This is a genomic window from Micromonospora sp. A202, from assembly GCF_006715105.1.
GTDB lineage: Bacteria > Actinomycetota > Actinomycetes > Mycobacteriales > Micromonosporaceae > Micromonospora > Micromonospora zamorensis.
Genome location: NZ_VFMP01000001.1, coordinates 1,571,424 through 1,588,773, shown reverse-complemented (window position 1 = coordinate 1,588,773; position 17,350 = coordinate 1,571,424). Strand labels below are relative to the sequence as shown.

The following is a 17,350-nucleotide window of genomic DNA, read 5'->3' as shown; positions in this document are numbered from 1 at the left end:
GGGGCCGGGGTCCGGGCCCCCGAAGCGGGCTCAGCCCTTTCGGCTGCTGCCCAGGAAGTACAGGCCGGTGGTCGCCGCGCCCGAGAAGTCGCTGAGCTTCGCGGGGTCGTACGCGGTGACGACCTTGGTGTGCAGGATCGGGTACAGGGGGACCTCGTCGGCCACCTTGTCCAGAGCCTGCTTCCACAGGGCCTTGCGGGCCGCCTCGTCGGAGGTCTGCGCGGCTTTGTCGAGCAGGTCGGCCATGGCCTTGCGGTCGGTGGCGTTCCACCGGTAGCGCAGGCCCGGCCAGGTCTCGCCGTAGAAGAACCAGCGCATCAGCAGGTCGGTGTCGACGCCGAAGACGCTGGGGTCTCCGGTGGCCATCAGGACCCGGAAGGTGTCCTTCGGAACGATGTCACCGTAGATGGCCGAGGACGGCACGGTGTTGAGGGTGGCGGTGACGCCGATCTTCTTCCACTGCTCGATGACCAGCGGGGCGACATCCTTCACGGCGGAGTTGTCCGTGGTGTCGAGCTGGAACTTCAGGTTCGAGACGCCGGCCTCCTGGAGCAGGCTCTTGGCCTTTTCCAGGTTGTAGTCGTAGACGGTGGCGGCCTTCTGGTAGTCCTTGTTGCCCTCGTCCAGGTAGCTCGTCGCCGCCGTGCCGTAACCGTTGAGCGCGGTCTTGATGACCTCGTCCTTGTTGATCGCGTAGTGCAGGGCCTGGCGCACCCGCTTGTCGTTGAACGGCGCCGCAGACGAGTTGAACATGAGGAAGACCTGGTTGAAGGCCTGCTTCACGTCGACCGTGTACTTGTCCTTGAGCGAGTCGACGTTCAGGTACGGCACCGACTCGATGGCCTGGACCCGGCCGCCCTGCAGGTCCGACACCCGCGCGGAGGCCTCGGAGGTGGTGTTCCAGGTCATCGTCTCGACCTTGGCCGGACGGGGCCCGCTGTAGTTCGGGTTCTTGCTGAGCTTGATACCCGACTCCTTGGACGCGCTGTCCATCTTGAAGGGGCCGGAGCCGATCGGTGCCGTGTCGAAGGCCTTCGACGCGGCCGCGTCCGCGGTCTTCGCCTTCGGCAGGATCTTGATGACCGAGATCCGCTCGGAGAACAGGGCGAACGGGTACTTCAGCTTGAACTCGGCGGTCGTCGCGTCCTTGGCGGTCACCGAGTCGATGAACGACACGAAGCCCTGCATCAGCGGCGGGGCCTTGGGGTCCGCCGGCTTGAGGACCCGGGTGAAGGACCAGGCGACGTCCTCGGCGGTGACCGGGGTGCCGTCGGAGAACTTCGCGCCGTCACGCACCGCGACGGTGTAGGTGAGCCCGTCGGCGCTGGCCACCGGGTCTTCCTTGGCGAGAGCACGGTAGGGTTCCCGCGTGACCGGGTCTAGATCGATCAGACCCTCGAAGATGTGCTGGTTGACCGCGGTCGCCACCGCCGACGAGGCGTTACCCGGGTCGAACCCGCTGGAGAGGGTGAACGCCAGGGTGGTCTCGATGGAGGTCTTCCCCCCGCCTCCCTCGACGGCGTTGGTCGAAGCCGGCCCGCCGCTGCACGCGACCAGTCCGAGAGCGAGGGTTGCCGCAGTGGAAGCGACGGCCAGCGAGCGGAGCCGACGCTGGGGGACGCGCCAACTCCCCGATGGCTTAACGGTGGTGCTCACGTAGCTGCCTCCATAGGCTCTTCATGCGCTCGCGTGACGCTCGCGCTGAGGGATTCGAAGATAATGGGGTCTGACGTCTGACATCTGATGCCGATAGGGTGAGCGTGTCAGATTCGTGAGGGAAGGGCAAGTGCCAGATGACGACCATTGACGCCACTCCGCTACGCGGTGCGGAGCGCCCAGGTCCCCGCCGGCAGGAAGTCGCGACCAAGATCAAGGAGTACATCCTCCGCAACCGCCTCAAGCCGGGAAACATCCTGCCCACCGAGGCGGAGCTCTGCGAGGCGGTCGGCGCCAGCCGGTCCAGCGTGCGCGAGGCGGTCAAGATCCTCTCCGCCCTCGACATCGTCGAGGTGCGGCACGGTCACGGCACGTTCGTCGGCCGCATGTCCCTCGCCGCCCTCGTGGAGGGCCTGACCTTCCGCGGCCTCCTGAGCGGCGAGGAAGATCACCACGTGCTGGGGCAGGTCGTCGATGTCCGCCAGACCCTCGAGCAGGGGCTCGCAGCCCAGGTCATCGCCGTCCTCGACGGCGAGCACCGGGTGGCCCTCTCCGCGCTCGTCGACGAGATGGAGAGCCTGGCAGGCCAGGGGAAGGACTTCCTCGACGTCGACCGGGCCTTCCACGTGAAGTTGCTGGAGCCCCTCGGCAACGACCTGATCCTCCAGTTGACCGAGGCGTTCTGGCAGGTCCAGGCCATCGTCGCTCCCACGCTGCGCACCGAGCCGGAGGACCGGCTGATCACCGCCCACCGTCACCGGGCAATCGTGGACGCGATCGCGGCCGGCAACGTGGCCGGCCTGCAAGCCGCCATCGCCGACCACTACGCGCCCATCCGGGCGAGCATCGCCCGCGTCGTGCCGGCCTGAATCGACACCGCCATCGCCGTACGACTCGCAAGCCGGTCAGCGGCCATGGTCGGTCACAGTGCTCTGCGGAGCCACTCCTCGACGCCGGCGATGTGCACTGTCGCCCAGGAACGCGCAAGGTCGGCGTGCCCGATCGTGATCGCGTCGACAATCGCCTGATGCTGCTCCCGGGTCCGGCTGATGACGCCCTGCTGGGTGACACCGCGCCAGATGCGGGCCCGGGTGGTGGGCCCGGAGAGCCCGTCGAGCAGCGAGCACAGCACCGTGTTTCCGGAGCCGACGGCGATCAGGCGGTGGAACTGCAGATCGTTGGCGACCAGGGCCTCCACGTCGTCGGTGTCGCCGAGGCTGTCGAGCACGGCCTGGAGGCCGGCGACGTCCTCGGCGGCCATCCGCTGCGCGGCCAGCGCCGTGGCGGCCGGCTCAAGGATGCGCCGCACCTCAAGGAACTCCAGCACTGTGTCGTCGCGGTGGAAGTCCACGACGAAATTGAGCATGTCGAGCAGCAACTGTGGGGCAAGGCTGGTGACGTAGGTGCCGTCACCCTGGCGGACATCCAGGATGCGGATGATGGACAGGGCCTTCACCGCTTCACGCAGGGAGTTGCGGGACAGACCGAGCCGCCGGGCCAGGTCCGCCTCCTTCGGCAGTCGATCGCCCGGGCCGAGCTCGCCCGACGTGATCATCATCTTGATCTTGCCGATCGCCTCGTCGGTGAGAGCCATCGCCGCCTCCGCACATGTTCGGGGTTGGACCCGTTCCCATGATCGCCGGGTCAGACGGCCAGCCGGTAGACCCGCGCGGCGGTGCCTCCGAAGATCGCGTGTGAGGCCGCCTCGGACAGCGCCGGCAACACCTGGTGCAGCGCGGCCCGCACCCGGCCGTAGCTGCCCGCGAGCAGGCACAGTGGCCAGTCGGAACCGAACATCAAACGATCCGGCCCGAAACGATCGAGCGCCTCGCGGACGAACGGTCGCAGGTCGTCGGCCCGCCACGAGACCCAGTCGGCCTCCGTCACCAGGCCGGACATCTTGGCCGTGACGTTGGGCTGCTCGGCCAGCGCCGCGAATGGCCCGCGCCACCGGGCCAGTCCGGTCGCACCCGCCCGGATCTCCGGCTTGCCAAGATGATCGAGGACGAAGCGGACGTGCGGCAGCGCCGCGGCTGCCCGCGCCGCGGCGGGCAGCTGGTCCACCCGGACCAACAGGTCGAAGGCCAGCCCGGCTGCCGCAACGACACGGAGGCCATGGCGCACGTCCGGGCGGTCCAGATGGTCCGGATCCGGCTCGGCCTGGATCTGGGCGCGGACACCGACCACCCGATCGCCACCGGAGCGCCGGAGGTGTCTGGCGATGCGGGCCTCCAAGCCGGGGCCGGTCAGGTCAGCCCACAGCACCACACCGGCGATCTGCGGCGCCTCGGTCGCCCACCGGAGCAGGTCCTCCGACTCCGCCTCGTCGCATCGCCCACTCTCCACGAGGATGGAGCGATCGACCTCGGCCGCGCGCAGTTGCGCCTGCCACTGGGCCACTGTGAACGGACGCCGGACCGACCGCATCCGGTCGTCGTCGAGCCAGGCGCAGGCGGGCGGTTTCCCCCAGAGGTGATGGTGCGCGTCGACAGTCAGCACGCAGGCCCCACCGCGGCTGACGCCGCGGGGCTGGCCACGTCCGCACCGCGATGCCGTGATCGCAGAAGCTTCACCAACACCACCCCGCATACATCGGATGTCTCCGGGTTTGAGAGCTCGGACATCTGATGTCTAACAGCTGTCGATGGTTCAGGCAATAGGCCGAGATGGGCTGGCGATCCACCATTCAGGTCGCGATCTTCATCGCAGGCAACCTCACCAGGGTTTCCAGTTCGGCCCATTGACAAAAATATACATCCCACGTTAACTCCCATGGCATAGAGGAGGCCCTATGCCTGTCATCGGCCGTACCCAGACGATCCTGCGAGCCGCAGCAGCGGCTCTTCTCGTGGCCGCGGCCCTGACCGCCGCGTCCGCGAACTCCGCTCCGGCCGAAGCAGCCGCCGACCCCGGGCTGGCGCTCTGGTACGACGAGCCCGCCGCCAACTGGGAGAGCAACGCGCTTCCGCTGGGCAACGGTGCGCTCGGCGCCATGGTCTTCGGTGGCATCCAGACCGAACGCCTGCAACTCAACGAGAAGACACTGTGGACGGGCGGTCCCGGCACCAGCGGCTACAACCACGGCAACTGGACGTCACCACGGCCCGGAGCCCTGACCGGCGTGCAGGCTCAGATCGACCGGGACACACGGATGGCACCTGGCGCGGTCGCCACGGCACTCGGCCAGCCGGCGACCGGATTCGGCTCGTACCAGAACCTCGCCGACATGTACCTCGACATGACCGGCACCCCGGCGACCGTGAGCGACTATCGGCGCGAGCTGGATCTCGCCGAGGCCACCGCTCGCGTCGGGTACTCCTACGGCGGGGTGTCCTACCAGCGCGAGTACTTCGCCAGCCACCCCCGCAACGTGATCGTCACCCGGCTGTCGGCCAGCCAGGCCGGCAAGGTCTCCTTCGTCCTGCGTACCGCCTCGGCCCAGCCCGGCAGCACCGTCACGGTGGCGAACGGCCGGATCACCGTGCGGGGCGCGCTGCCCGGCAACGGGCTGACCCACGAGACCCAGTACCGGGTGGTGACCACCGGTGGCACCCGGACCGACGGCACCGACCGGATCACCGTCACCGGCGCCGACTCGGCGTTCATCGTGCTGTCCGCCGCGACGTCGTACGCCGACACCTACCCCAGCTATCGCGGCGCCGACCCCCACGCCCAGGTCACCCAGGCGGTCGACGGCGCGGCGGCCTCGACGGTGGCGGCGCTGCGCGCGGCCCACCTCGCCGACTACAAGAGTCTCTTCGACCGCGTCCGGCTCAACGTGGGCGGGCAGATGCCGAACGTTCCCACCGACGAGCTGCGGTCGGCCTACACCGGTGCCGCTGGGCGAGCCCAGGACCGCGCGCTGGAGTCGTTGTACTTCTCCTTCGGCCGGTACCTGCTCATCTCGTCCTCCCGCGGCGGCTCCCTGCCAGCCAACCTGCAGGGCATCTGGAACAACTCCAACACCCCGCCCTGGCAGGCCGACTACCACACCAACATCAACGTCCAGATGAACTACTGGCCGGCGGAGACCACGAACCTGACCGAGACCGCCACGCCGCTGTTCGACTTCATCGACGCCCTGCGCGCGCCAGGCCGGGTCACCGCGCAGAACATCTACGGTACGAGCGGCTGGGTCACGCACCTCAGCACCAACCCGTACGGCTTCACCGGCGTCCAGGACTGGGCCACCGCCTTCTGGTTCCCGGAGGCGGCCGCGTGGTTGTGCCAGCACCTCTACGAGCACTACCGCTTCACCCGCGACACGACGTTCCTCCGCGACCAGGCGTACCCGGCGATGAAGGAGGCCGCGGAGTTCTGGCGGGCCAACCTGCACGTCGATCCGCGCGACGGCAGGCTGGTCGTCTCGCCCAGCTACTCACCCGAGCAGGGTGACTTCTCGGCCGGCGCGTCGATGAGCGAGCAGATCGTGTGGGACCTGCTCACCAACACCATCGAGGCGAGCGCCACGCTCGGCGTCGACGCCACTCTGCGCGGGCAGTGGCAGACCACGCTGAACAAGCTCGACCCCGGCCTGCGGGTCGGCTCCTGGGGTCAGTTGCAGGAGTGGAAGGCGGACTGGGACAGCCCGACCAACGACCACCGGCACGTCTCGCACCTGTACGCCCTGCACCCGGGGCGGCAGATATCACCGTCGACCACCCCCGCTCTCGCCAACGCCGCCCGCGTCTCCCTCACGGCGCGAGGCGACGGCGGCACCGGCTGGAGCAAGGCCTGGAAAATCAACTTCTGGGCCCGGCTGCTCGACGGCGACCACGCCCACAAGATGCTCAGCGAGCAGCTCAAGAGCAGCACCCTCGCCAACCTGTTCGACACCCACCCGCCGTTCCAGATCGACGGCAACTTCGGGGCCACCGCCGGAATGGCGGAAATGCTGCTGCAGAGCCAGAACGGCGTCGTCGACGTGCTGCCCGCCGTGCCGGCGGCCTGGCCCACCGGCTCGGTCAGCGGTCTGCGGGCCCGCGGGAACGTCACTGTGGACACCGAGTGGCGCAACCGGCTGGCCAGCCGGATCACGCTGACCGCAGGCAACAGCGGCTCCCTCACCGTACGGAATCCGATGCTGGCCACCGCGTCGCTGGTGGACCTGACCACGAACCAGGCCGTGCCGGTGAACCGGACGGGTGACCGGGTGACGTTCACGGCCGAAGCCGGGCACCGCTACCAGGCGGTCTCCGACGCCGCGACCGGCACGATCGCCGGGGTGGCCAGCGGACGTTGTGTCGACGTACCCGGCGCCGCCACCACCGACGGCACCGCCCTGATCCTCTGGGACTGCACCGCAGCGACCAACCAGATCTGGACCCGCCAAGCCGACAACACCATCCGCAACCGCGGCAAATGCCTCGCCCCCGCCAGCACCACAGCCGGCGCCGCCGCCACCATCACCACCTGCGGCACCGCCACCAACCAACGCTGGACCTACGACACCACCACCAAAACCCTGCGCAACCAGGCCACCGGCACCTGCCTCGACGCCAACGGCGGTGCCACCGCCAACAACACCAGACTCATCCTCTGGCCCTGCACCACCGCCACCAACCAGCAGTGGCTGGTGTGACGCCGGCCCTCACCGCCGGCTGGCCGTACCCGTAGGTCACCTCACCTCTGCGCCACCCCTCCCTGACCCGTTCCCGGAGAGGACACCCCCATGACCCGCACCCTGCGCCGCCGCGCGCGCGCAAGCGGCGCATCACTGGCCGCCCTGGCCCTGCTCGCCACCTGCCTGGTCCAGCTCACCCCACGGGCGGCACCGGCCGCCGCGGCCCCGGGGGACGGCACGATCGCCGGGGTGGCCAGCGGACGTTGTGTCGACGTACCCGGCGCCGCCACCACCGACGGCACCGCCCTGATCCTCTGGGACTGCACCGGCGCGACCAACCAGATCTGGACCCGCCAAGCCGACAACACCATCCGCAGCCGCGGCAAATGCCTCGCCCCCGCCAGCACCACAGCCGGCGCCGCCGCCACCATCACCACCTGCGGCACCGCCACCAACCAACGCTGGACCTACGACACCACCGCCAAAACCCTGCGCAACCAGGCCACCGGCACCTGCCTCGACGCCAACGGCGGTGCCACCGCCAACAACACCAGAGTCATCCTCTGGCCCTGCGCCACCGCCACCAACCAGCAGTGGCGCGTCGCGGCGGCTGACTATCAACCGCTGCTTGAGGTCGGCTTCAGCGGCACGTTCACCTCCACCACCGGCTACACCCCCTCGACCGGGGAACTGGTCGACGGGCAGCTCACCCGGCTGGCCGGCAGTGAGGTGATCAGCGGTACGACCGTCACGCTCACCGGAGGGGGCACCGGCATCGGGTTCACCCCACGGATCCCGGTGACCAGCGCGAAGTACGTCAACAGGAGCCTGCTGGCCGAGGCGGTCGTACGCCGACAGAGCGGTGCCACGATCACCTTCGACACGCTGCTGAGCCTCGCCGGCGGCGGCTACTACCGCTACGCGAGCGGCTCCCAGACCACTACCGAGTTCGGCATGTACGGGCCGGACGCGCCGTACCACGACACCCGGCAGAGCGGGCCGAACCTGGCCGACACGCAGGACACCCACGTGGCGTTGGCCTACGAGTACGTGAGTGACACCGCGGCACGGCTCGTCGCGTACGTCAACGGCTGCCAGGTGGGCACCACAGTCACCACACCGGTGGCGGCGGCCAACGCGTCGCAGGGTCTGCTGGCCTTCGGCAACGACGCCGGCGCTCGCAACCGCGGCTGGCACGGCACGCTGGACGCCATCGCCCTCGCGTCGATGACCGGCGCCGCCGGTCCGGCCGACTTCCAACTCGACGCGCCGGTCTGTGGTGGCACCCCGCCGCCCCCCGGCTGCGCGGGCGATCCCGGCAGCAGCGGCCCGGTCACGTCGGCCACCGTCATCACCGTCGACCGGTGCGACACCCTCGACCGGATCCGGCAGAAGGCAGCCCAGGTCACGCCGTCAGCCGCCCAACTGGCCTGGCAACAACGCGAGTTGACGGCGTTCCTGCACTACGGCATGAACACCTTCACCGACGTCGAATGGGGCAGCGGAAACGAGGACCCGGCCCAGTTCAACCCCACTGTGGTGAACCCAACGCAGTGGATCGACGTACTCAAGCGCAACGGTTTCAAGCAGGTCATCCTCACCGTCAAGCACCACGACGGGTTCCTGCTCTACCCGTCGCGATACAGCACCCACTCGGTGCGCAGCAGCCCCTGGTGGGGCCGGACCAGCCAGAGCGACATCCTTCGCGCCACAGTCGACGCGGCCCGCTCGGCGGGTCTCGCCGTGGGCTTCTACCTCTCCCCCGCCGACGGCGCGGAGATCCCCGGCCGGCGCGGCGGCGACCGGTTCGGCAACGGCAGTGCCAAGCGGAGCATCACCATCCCGACGCTCGTCGCCGGGGACACCCGCGCCCCCACGCAGACGTACACGTACCAGGCCGACGACTACAACGCCTACTTCCTCAACCAACTCTACGAGCTGCTCACCGAGTACGGGCCGATGGCCGAGGTGTGGTTCGACGGCGCCAACCCGTACACCGCGTACCCGCAGCCGTACCAGGTCGGTGACTGGTACCGGCTGATCCGGGCCCTGCAACCAGGCGCCACGATCGCGATCAACGGCCCGGACGTGCGCTGGGTCGGCTCCGAGTCCGGGGCGTTCCGGGCCGACGAGTGGAGCGCACTGCCGTTCAAGGGCGCCGATCCCGGCGCGTTGAACCGTGACGACGACATGCTCAGTGGCGCCGCGTCGGGTGACCTGGGATCCAGCGCGCTGATCGGACGCAACCTGGGGACTGTCACGTACCTGTCCTGGTATCCGGCCGAGGCGGACGTGTCCATCCGACCCGGCTGGTTCTGGCACGCCGGCCAGAACGGCTCGGTCAAGCAGCCGGCCGCGCTGATGCAGCTCTACGAGAACGCGGTGGGCCGCAACGCCAACCTGCTGCTCAACGTCCCGCCGAACCGGGCCGGCGTGATCGACGCGCCGGACGTCACCGCCCTCGACGGGTTCGGCACCGCCCAACGCTCGCGGTACGGCCGGGAGCTGTTCGCCACGGCGGGTGCGACCGGCACCCACGCCGCCCTCACCGACACGGCCCTGGGCACGTACTGGTCGCCCTCGGGTGGTGCCACCACCGGAGCTGTCGAACTGACCGCCTGCCGGGCCCGCACGTTCGACCGGCTCCTGTTGCAGGAGTCGGTCGGCAACGGCCAGCGCATCGAGGCGTTCGCCGTGGACGCCTGGATCAACGGTGGCTGGCAACAGGTCGCCGCCGCCGGAACGGTCGGACACAAGCGGATCGTGCCGCTGACCGCCGCCGTGAACAGCGACCGGCTGCGGCTGCGGGTCACCGCCGCGCGTGGTGTCCCGCAGGTCGCGACTCTCACCGCGTACGCCACCGACAGCACCGCCAACCCGGCGTCCTGCTGATTTCCCAGCCTTTTGAGAGGAGTGAACAATGCGTCTTCGACGTATCAGTGTCACCGGCGCGGTGGGGGTACTCGCCGCCGCACTGTTGACAGTGCCGGCCACGCCGGCCTCGGCCGTACCGGGTGATCTGCAGGTGATCCCGGCGCTGAAGCAGTGGACGGCGGGCACCGGCAGTTACACCTTCGGCACCACGACCCGGATCGTGGTCGATCCCGCCTACACCGCCCAGCTCAACGACGACGCTGCCACCTTCGCCGCGGACCTGCGGGACCTGACCGGCCGCACCATCCCGGTCACCACCGGCACGGCCGCCACCGGCGACATCCGGCTGACCCTGGGCGGCAGCCAACCCGCCGAGGGCTACACGATGACTGTCGGGTCGAGCATCGCCATCCAGGGCTCAACCGACGCTGGCGCCTTCTACGGCACCCGGACGGTGCTGCAACTGCTCAAGCAGTCCAGCACGGTCCCGGCGGGCACGACCACCGACGCCCCGACCAAGTCCGAACGCGGCATGATGGTCGACGTTGGTCGCAAGTACTTCACCGTCGACTGGCTCCGTCGGCACGTCAAGGAGCTCGCCTACCTGAAGATGAACCGGTTGCACCTGCACCTGTCCGACACGTTCGGATTCCGGCTGGAGAGCACCACCCACCCGGAGGTGGTGTCGGAGCAGTTCTACACCAAACAGCAGATCCGCGACCTCATCGCCCTGGCGGCCCAGTACCACATCGAGGTCATCCCCGAGATCGACATGCCGGGCCACATGAACGCCATTCTGGCCGACCACCCGGACCTGCAACTCACCGACACCAACGGCAACCGCAACCCCTACTACCTCGACCTGTCCAAGCCGGGTGCCTACACCCTCGCTCGGGACCTCATCACCGAGTTCCTGCCGCTGTTTCCCGGCCGGTACTGGCACATCGGCGCGGACGAGTACATCGGCAACTACGCGGCCTACCCGCAGCTGCTGACCTACGCACGCGCGACCTACGGGGCGAACGCCACAGCGAAGGACGCCTACTACGGCTTCATCAACTGGGCCAACGACATCGTCCGCGCCGGCGGCAAGACCACCCGCATGTGGAACGACGGCATCGGCACCGACGGCACCATCCGGCCGGCGTCCAACATCCACGTCGAGGTCTGGTACAACTACGGCATCACCCCGCAGGCCCTGCTGGACCGTGGGCACACCATCTCCAACCAGGCGTGGGATCCGACCTACTACGTTCCCGCCATCAGCAAGCCGAACGTGACGTGGGCCTACGAGACCTGGACCCCGGACCGGTTCCAGGGCAACACCACCGTCGGCGACACGTCCCGCAACCTCGGCACTGTGCTGCACATCTGGTGTGACTACCCGGACGCGGAGACCGAGGACCAGATCGCGGCGGGCATCCGGACCATCCTGCGTGTGATCGCCCAGCAGACCTGGGGGTCACCGAAGCCGGTCGCCACGTACACCGCCTTCGGGGCGATCATCGACCGCATCGGCCGGGCTCCCGGCGGCCCGGCGGTGGCGACCAGCAACCTGGCGACCAACCGCCCGGTGACCGCGTCGTCGACCGAGACGGCCAGCTTCCCGGCCACGGCCGCGGTGGACGGCGACATCAGCACCCGCTGGTCCTCGGCCTACACCGACCCGAGCTGGATCCAGGTCGACCTCGGCAGCAGTCAGGAGTTGTCCCGCGTCGCACTGCGCTGGGAGGCCGCCTACGCCCGGGCGTACCAGATCCAGACGTCCACCAACGGCACCACCTGGAGCACCGCGGTGACCGTCACCGCCGGGGACGGCGGCACCGACGAGCACCTCGTCAACACCACCGCCCGGTACGTCCGCATGCAGGGCACCGCGCGCGCCACCACCTTCGGCTACTCCCTCTGGGAGTTCGAGGTCTACGGCCCGAAGAAGGGCGTCATCACCGGCGCTGCCAGCGGCCGTTGCGTCGACATCCCCGGCAGCAACACCACCGACGGCACCGCGGTCAACCTCTGGGACTGCAACAGCGGCGCCAACCAGACGTGGACCCACCGCAACGACGGCACCCTCACCGCGCTGGGCAAGTGCCTGTGGCCGGCGAACGGGAGCCTCACCGACGGCACCACGATCGTGATCGGCACCTGCACCACCGCCACGACCCAGCGGTGGACCTACGACACCGCCACGAGCACCTACCGCACCGGCGGCAAGTGTCTCGACGCCAACGGCGGCGCGACCGCCAACGGCACCCGCCTCATCCTCTGGCCCTGCACCAACGGCGCCAACCAGCGCTGGAGCACCCCCACCGCCTGAACCACCGATGGAGGCACGATGCAGCACGCCATCCCCCCGCCATTCTCATCGGCAGCACGGCCCCGGCGACTCGTCGTGCCCACCATCGTTCTGGCGTTGATCGCCGCTGCCGTCGCCACGGTCGGGGGCCATCCGGCCCCGGCCGGGGCGGCGGTCCCAGCCGACCCGACCTACACCGATGCCGCCGGCCTGGTCTTCCCCGGCCCCCAACCGGGCGCGGCCACGGCGTCGCTGTCCGGCGGCACCTTCACCCTGGCCAACGCGGCGCTGTCGACAACGTGGAGCGTGCTCGGCAGCACGGTGTCGCTGACCCGGTTCGACAACCGGGCAGCGAACACCACGGTGCCGATGAGCCTCCGTGGGCTCTTCACCCTCACCCTCACAGACGGCAGCACCATCACGACAGCGAACACGACGGTCTCAGCCGGCCCGGTGGTCAGCGACCTGCCGGCGAACGCGGTGTCGGCACGGCTCGCGGAACGTTTCGCCGGCAAGGCGGTCACCACCACCTTCCGGTACGGCAGCGGGGCGCGGACCCTCGACGTGCAGTGGCAGGTACGGCTGCGCGGCGGTGCCAACTCCGTGCAGCACAGCTTCACCGTGCGCTCGGTGGCCGGCACGTTCGACGTGACGTCGCTGCGCCTGGTGGAGCTCAACCTGGCGAACGCACGGGTGCGTGGCAACGACGACGGCAGCCCGGTGGTGCACGGCGCGGCCGGTGGCGAGACGGTGTTCGTCGGCATCGAGAACCCGATGGCGAAGGCCACAGTGACCGGGTCGACCGTCGAAATCGCGGTGCCCCGTGCCGGGGATCTCACCGCGGGCGCTTCGTGGGTGTACACCGCCTCCACCGGTGTCTCGCCCGCCGGGCAGCTACGCCGCTCGTTCCAGTACTACCTGCAACGCGAACGCGCTCACGACCGCCGGACGTTCCTGCACTACCAGAGCTGGCTGGACCTCAAGCCACCCGGCGAGGTCATCAACAGCGCCGAGCTGACCCGGGCCGTCAACCTGTTCGGCACCCAGCTGCGCAACCGCGGCGCCACCATCGACAGCTTCTGGGTCGACGACGGCTGGGACTATCTGCGTTCACCACGGGTCGACGAGACGAACCTGAACGTCTGGTCGTTCGACCCGACCCAGTTCCCCACCGGTTTCGCACCGCAGAAGGCCGCGGCCGCGCAGTACGGCGCATCGATGTCGGTGTGGATGTCGCCGTTCGGCGGGTACGGCACCAGCGCCGCCACCCGGCAGGCCATCAACGCGAGCAAGCCGGCCGACCAGCGGCTGGAGACCCACAGCGGCGGTCAGTTCAAACTCGGCGGCAGCCGCTACTACGACCGGTTCCGGTCGGTCGCCTTCGACATGATGGACAACCAGGGGGTACGCGGCTTCAAGCTCGACGGAATCGGCGGCGGGCTCTACCAGTCCGGCCCGAACGCGAGTTACATCGCCGACTACGAGGCGCTGCTCGGGCTGACGGGGGATCTGCGGGCGCACCAGAAGGACGTGTTCGTCAACGCCACAGTCGGCACCTGGGGCTCGCCCTACTGGTTGTGGTACGCCGACTCCATCTGGCGCGACGGGCACGACGCGTCGCTGACCGGTGCGGGCAGCGCACAACAGCGCTACGTCAACTATCGCGACTCGGAGACGTTCCGCAACGTCGCCACCCAGAACCCGCTGTTCCCGATCCCGAGCCTGATGAACCACGGGGTGCTCTTCTCCGACCGCACACCACAGTTCACCGCCGACTACGACCTGACCAAGGCCAGCGTGCAGGCGGAGGTGTCGCAGGACATCCGCGCCTACTTCGCGCTCGGCCTGAGCCTGCAGGAGCTGTACGTGCGCAACACGCTCGTCGACGCCACCAGGCCGGGCGCGGCCTGGTTCTGGGACACCGTGGCGGCCAACGCCAAGTGGGCCCGCGCCAACCAGGGACTGCTCAGCGACGTGCACTGGGTCGGCGGTGATCCGGCGGTGGGCGCCGTCTACGGCACGGCCGCCTGGAACTCCTCGGCCGGGGCGTCCAGAGGCATGCTGATGCTGCGTAACCCGTCGGCGTCCGCGCAGAGCTTCACGGTCAACCCGCAGACGGTCTTCGAGCTGCCCGGCGGGACCCACCAGCGGTACAGGTTCACCGAACGCGACGGACGCCGATCCAGCTTCGTGTCCGGTCCCGCCGCACCGGTGAGCATCACGCTGGCGCCGTTCGAGGTGGCCGTCTTCCAGGCCGCACCGACGGACGAGGCGATCGGCGGCGGAGACAGCCCACAGCTGTCGCGCGTCCGCTGGACCGCGACGGCGGACAGCGTCGAGACGGTCGGCGAGAACGGCGCCGCCGCCAATGCCATCGACGGCAACCCCGCCACCATCTGGCACACCCGCTACGTCGGCGCTGTCGCCGCCATGCCGCACCAGATCACCATCGACCTCGGCGGCACCTTCCGCATCGACAGACTCGACTACCTGCCACGCCAGGACGGTGGCACCAACGGCACCATCGCCGACTACCAGATCCAGACCAGCACCGACGGCACCACCTGGACCCAGATCGCCGCCGGCACCTTCGGCTCCGGCAGCACAGTGAAGTCGGCGGTCTTCGCGCCCACCACGGCCCGGCACGTACGCCTGCGCACCACCCGCGCCGCCAACGGCGCCGGGTACGCCTCCGCCGCCGAGATCAACCTGTACGGCTCGACGGCCTGACCGGTCTCTCTGCCGTTCCGGGGCGACGCTGGTGTCGCCCCGGAACGGCAGGATCGACGGCAGTCCGCCCTATCGGGCGAGAACATGGGCGAGGACCGCCACGCCGCCCGTCACGACCAGCGCGCTGCCGGCGGCCAGCAGTGCGGCACCCTCCGGCTGACCCAGGTGGGTGGGCAGTCGGACGGTCCGATACCGACGCCGCGCCAGGACGGCAACCACGACGGCGAGCGGAGCGCAGGCCAGCACAAGTCCCGCCGCGAAGGGATGACGCGGCACCAGTTCCCGTCCGACGGCCACCAGCACGGTGGCCGTCGCCAACGCCGTACGAAGCCACGCCAGCAGGGTGCGTTCGGCCTGTGCTCCTCGGTCGGCGAGCCGTGGTGGCTCCGTCACATCAGCACCACGACATCAGATCAGCACCGACATCAGATCAGCACCACGACGAGGATGGTCAGGCCGGCCACGACCACCCCCGCCGCCGCCATGACCGCGACGGGAGTGGACGGCAACGGCAGTTGGAGCCGCAGCGCCCGTTCGTTGCGGCTCCAACGAGGGAACGCCTCGACGGCCACCCCGACGGCGAGCACCGCCAGCACGGCCGCCGCCCACTGCGAGCCTTCCGCGCCGAAGGCCTTGACCGCCGCGGCGGCCACCATGAGGCCCAGCGCGGTCCGCAGCCACGCGAGGAAGGTGCGCTCGTTGGCGAGGGTGAACCGGGGGTCCGGCTCTGTGCCGACCCCGTAGACGCGGCGTGGCCAGCGACGGTCGGGGCGGCCCGGGCCGGCCGGCGCGGGAGGTGCCTCGTCCGTCACCCGCTGACCGGTGCCGGAGGCTGCCACGGGAGGTCGCCACACTCCCGCTGGACGCGGGCGAGTTCCTCGACGAGCGCCGCCCTGATCCTCGCGTACGCCGGGTCGTCGTAGACGCTGCGCATCTCCCACGGGTCGGCGCGCAGGTCGAACAGCTCCCACTCCGGCTCCTGCGCCGTGGCGGAGGTGCCGGGCAGACCCAGCCCGTCGGCGTAGTAGTAGACCAGTTTGTGGTCGTGGGTGCGTACGCCGTAGTGCGCCCACACGTGGTGCTCGTCGTCGTCGTGTTCCCAGTAGCGGTAGTACACCGACTGCCGCCAGTCGTCGACGTCCTCACCGCGCAGCAGCGGTCGCAGTGAGCGTCCCTGCATGCGGGAGTCGGCCGGCACGTCGGCGTAGTCGAGGAACGTCTGGGCGAAGTCGACGTTCATGGCGAGCGCGTTGGTGGTGGAGCCGGCCGGGATCTCCGCCGGGTAGCGGATCAGGAACGGCATCCGCAGCGACTCCTCGTACATGAACCGCTTGTCGTACCAGCCGTGGTCACCGAGGAAGAAGCCCTGGTCGGACGTGTAGACGACGATGGTGTCGTCGGTCAGCCCGTGCTCGTCGAGATAGTCGAGCAGGCGGCCGACGTTGTCGTCGACGCTGGCGACGCAGCGCAGATAGTCCTTGATGTAGCGCTGGTAGGTCCAGAGGGCGGCCTCGTCGGGGTCCAGGTGTGGTGGCAGCATCTCCTTGATGTCGTTGGCGGTCAGGTCCCGGTCCACCCGCATCCGGGCGGCCCGGGCGGCGGCGGCGTGCCCCGAGTGGTCGTCGTCGAACGAGCCCGGCACGGCCACGTCGTCGACGTACATGTCGCGGTGCTTGTCGTCGGGCTCCCAGTTGCGGTGTGGCGCCTTGTGGTGCACCAGCAGGCAGAAGGGTTGTTGCGGGTCGCGCTGGTCGAGCCAGTCGACGGCCAGGTCGGTGATGATGTTCGTGCAGTAGCCGGGACGGACCTGCTCGGTGCCGTCCATACCGATGAAGACGGGATCGCGGTACCGCCCCTGGCCGGGCACGACCTCCCAGTAGTCGAACCCCCGGGGGTCGTGCTCCGGGCCGTGTCCGAGGTGCCACTTACCGACCAGGGCGGTCTGGTAGCCGGCGCGGCGCAGCAGCTCCGGGAAGACGAGCTGCCTGTTGTCGAACTCGGTCGACAACGTCTGCACGCCGTTGACGTGGTTGTAGGTGCCGGTGAGGATGGTGGCCCGGCTGGGCGCGCACAGCGAGTTGGTGCAGAAGCAGTTCTCCAGGAGAGCACCGCCGGCCGCGATGCGGTCGATGTGCGGCGTCTCGTTGATCTTGCTTCCGTAGGCGCCCACCGCGTGCGCGGCGTGGTCGTCGGCCATGATGAAGACGATGTTGGGCCGCACGTGCTGATCC

At 69.4% G+C, this 17,350-nt stretch carries 11 protein-coding genes; 5 read left to right on the top strand and 6 right to left on the bottom strand.

Annotated features, from left to right (window positions below; genetic code table 11):
• Positions 1–30: 30 nt before the first annotated feature.
• The gene (locus FBZ33_RS07360) at positions 31–1,656 is read right to left on the bottom strand and encodes an ABC transporter substrate-binding protein (RefSeq protein ID WP_141908457.1); all 1,626 of its coding nucleotides are present in this window, start codon (positions 1,654–1,656) and stop codon (positions 31–33) included.
• A 137-nt stretch (positions 1,657–1,793) separates the two neighbouring features.
• On the opposite strand from FBZ33_RS07360, the gene FBZ33_RS07355 reads away from it, so the two are divergent.
• Complete coding sequence (locus FBZ33_RS07355; protein WP_141908456.1) at positions 1,794–2,525, top strand: FadR/GntR family transcriptional regulator; 732 nt, start codon at positions 1,794–1,796, stop codon at positions 2,523–2,525.
• Positions 2,526–2,578: 53 nt separating this feature from the next.
• Here the strand turns inward: FBZ33_RS07355 and FBZ33_RS07350 are convergent, their stop codons facing one another.
• Entirely contained in the window at positions 2,579–3,250 is a 672-nt protein-coding gene (locus FBZ33_RS07350) for a FadR/GntR family transcriptional regulator (RefSeq protein ID WP_141908455.1), read from the bottom strand.
• Positions 3,251–3,300: 50 nt separating this feature from the next.
• A complete protein-coding gene (locus tag FBZ33_RS07345; RefSeq protein WP_255508744.1) occupies positions 3,301–4,155 on the bottom strand; it encodes an amidohydrolase in 855 nt (284 codons plus the stop codon).
• A 292-nt stretch (positions 4,156–4,447) separates the two neighbouring features.
• Here FBZ33_RS07345 and FBZ33_RS07340 point away from each other — a divergent pair, with 292 nt between their 5' ends.
• From FBZ33_RS07340 to FBZ33_RS07325, 4 genes are all read left to right on the top strand, one after another.
• Positions 4,448–7,237: a glycoside hydrolase N-terminal domain-containing protein gene (locus tag FBZ33_RS07340; RefSeq protein WP_141908454.1), complete on the top strand. Its 2,790-nt coding sequence runs from the start codon at positions 4,448–4,450 to the stop codon at positions 7,235–7,237.
• 90 nt (positions 7,238–7,327) lie between these two features.
• On the top strand, positions 7,328–10,111 hold the full coding sequence (locus tag FBZ33_RS07335) for an alpha-L-fucosidase (RefSeq protein WP_141908453.1): 2,784 nt from the start codon (positions 7,328–7,330) through the stop codon (positions 10,109–10,111).
• Positions 10,112–10,139: 28 nt separating this feature from the next.
• Entirely contained in the window at positions 10,140–12,410 is a 2,271-nt protein-coding gene (locus FBZ33_RS07330) for a family 20 glycosylhydrolase (RefSeq protein ID WP_141908452.1), read from the top strand.
• A 75-nt stretch (positions 12,411–12,485) separates the two neighbouring features.
• Positions 12,486–15,119: a discoidin domain-containing protein gene (locus FBZ33_RS07325; RefSeq protein WP_185755230.1), complete on the top strand. Its 2,634-nt coding sequence runs from the start codon at positions 12,486–12,488 to the stop codon at positions 15,117–15,119.
• A gap of 69 nt (positions 15,120–15,188) precedes the next feature.
• Here FBZ33_RS07325 and FBZ33_RS07320 read toward each other — a convergent pair whose 3' ends face one another.
• The 3 genes from FBZ33_RS07320 to FBZ33_RS07310 are packed head-to-tail and all read right to left on the bottom strand — an operon-like array spanning position 15,189 to position 17,340.
• A complete protein-coding gene (locus FBZ33_RS07320) occupies positions 15,189–15,512 on the bottom strand; it encodes a DUF202 domain-containing protein (protein WP_141908450.1) in 324 nt (107 codons plus the stop codon).
• A gap of 32 nt (positions 15,513–15,544) precedes the next feature.
• Entirely contained in the window at positions 15,545–15,931 is a 387-nt protein-coding gene (locus FBZ33_RS07315) for a YidH family protein (protein ID WP_141908449.1), read from the bottom strand.
• Entirely contained in the window at positions 15,928–17,340 is a 1,413-nt protein-coding gene (locus FBZ33_RS07310) for a sulfatase (protein WP_221629436.1), read from the bottom strand. Before FBZ33_RS07310 ends, FBZ33_RS07315 begins: the two co-directional genes overlap by 4 nt.
• Between the last annotated feature and the right edge of the window lie 10 nt (positions 17,341–17,350).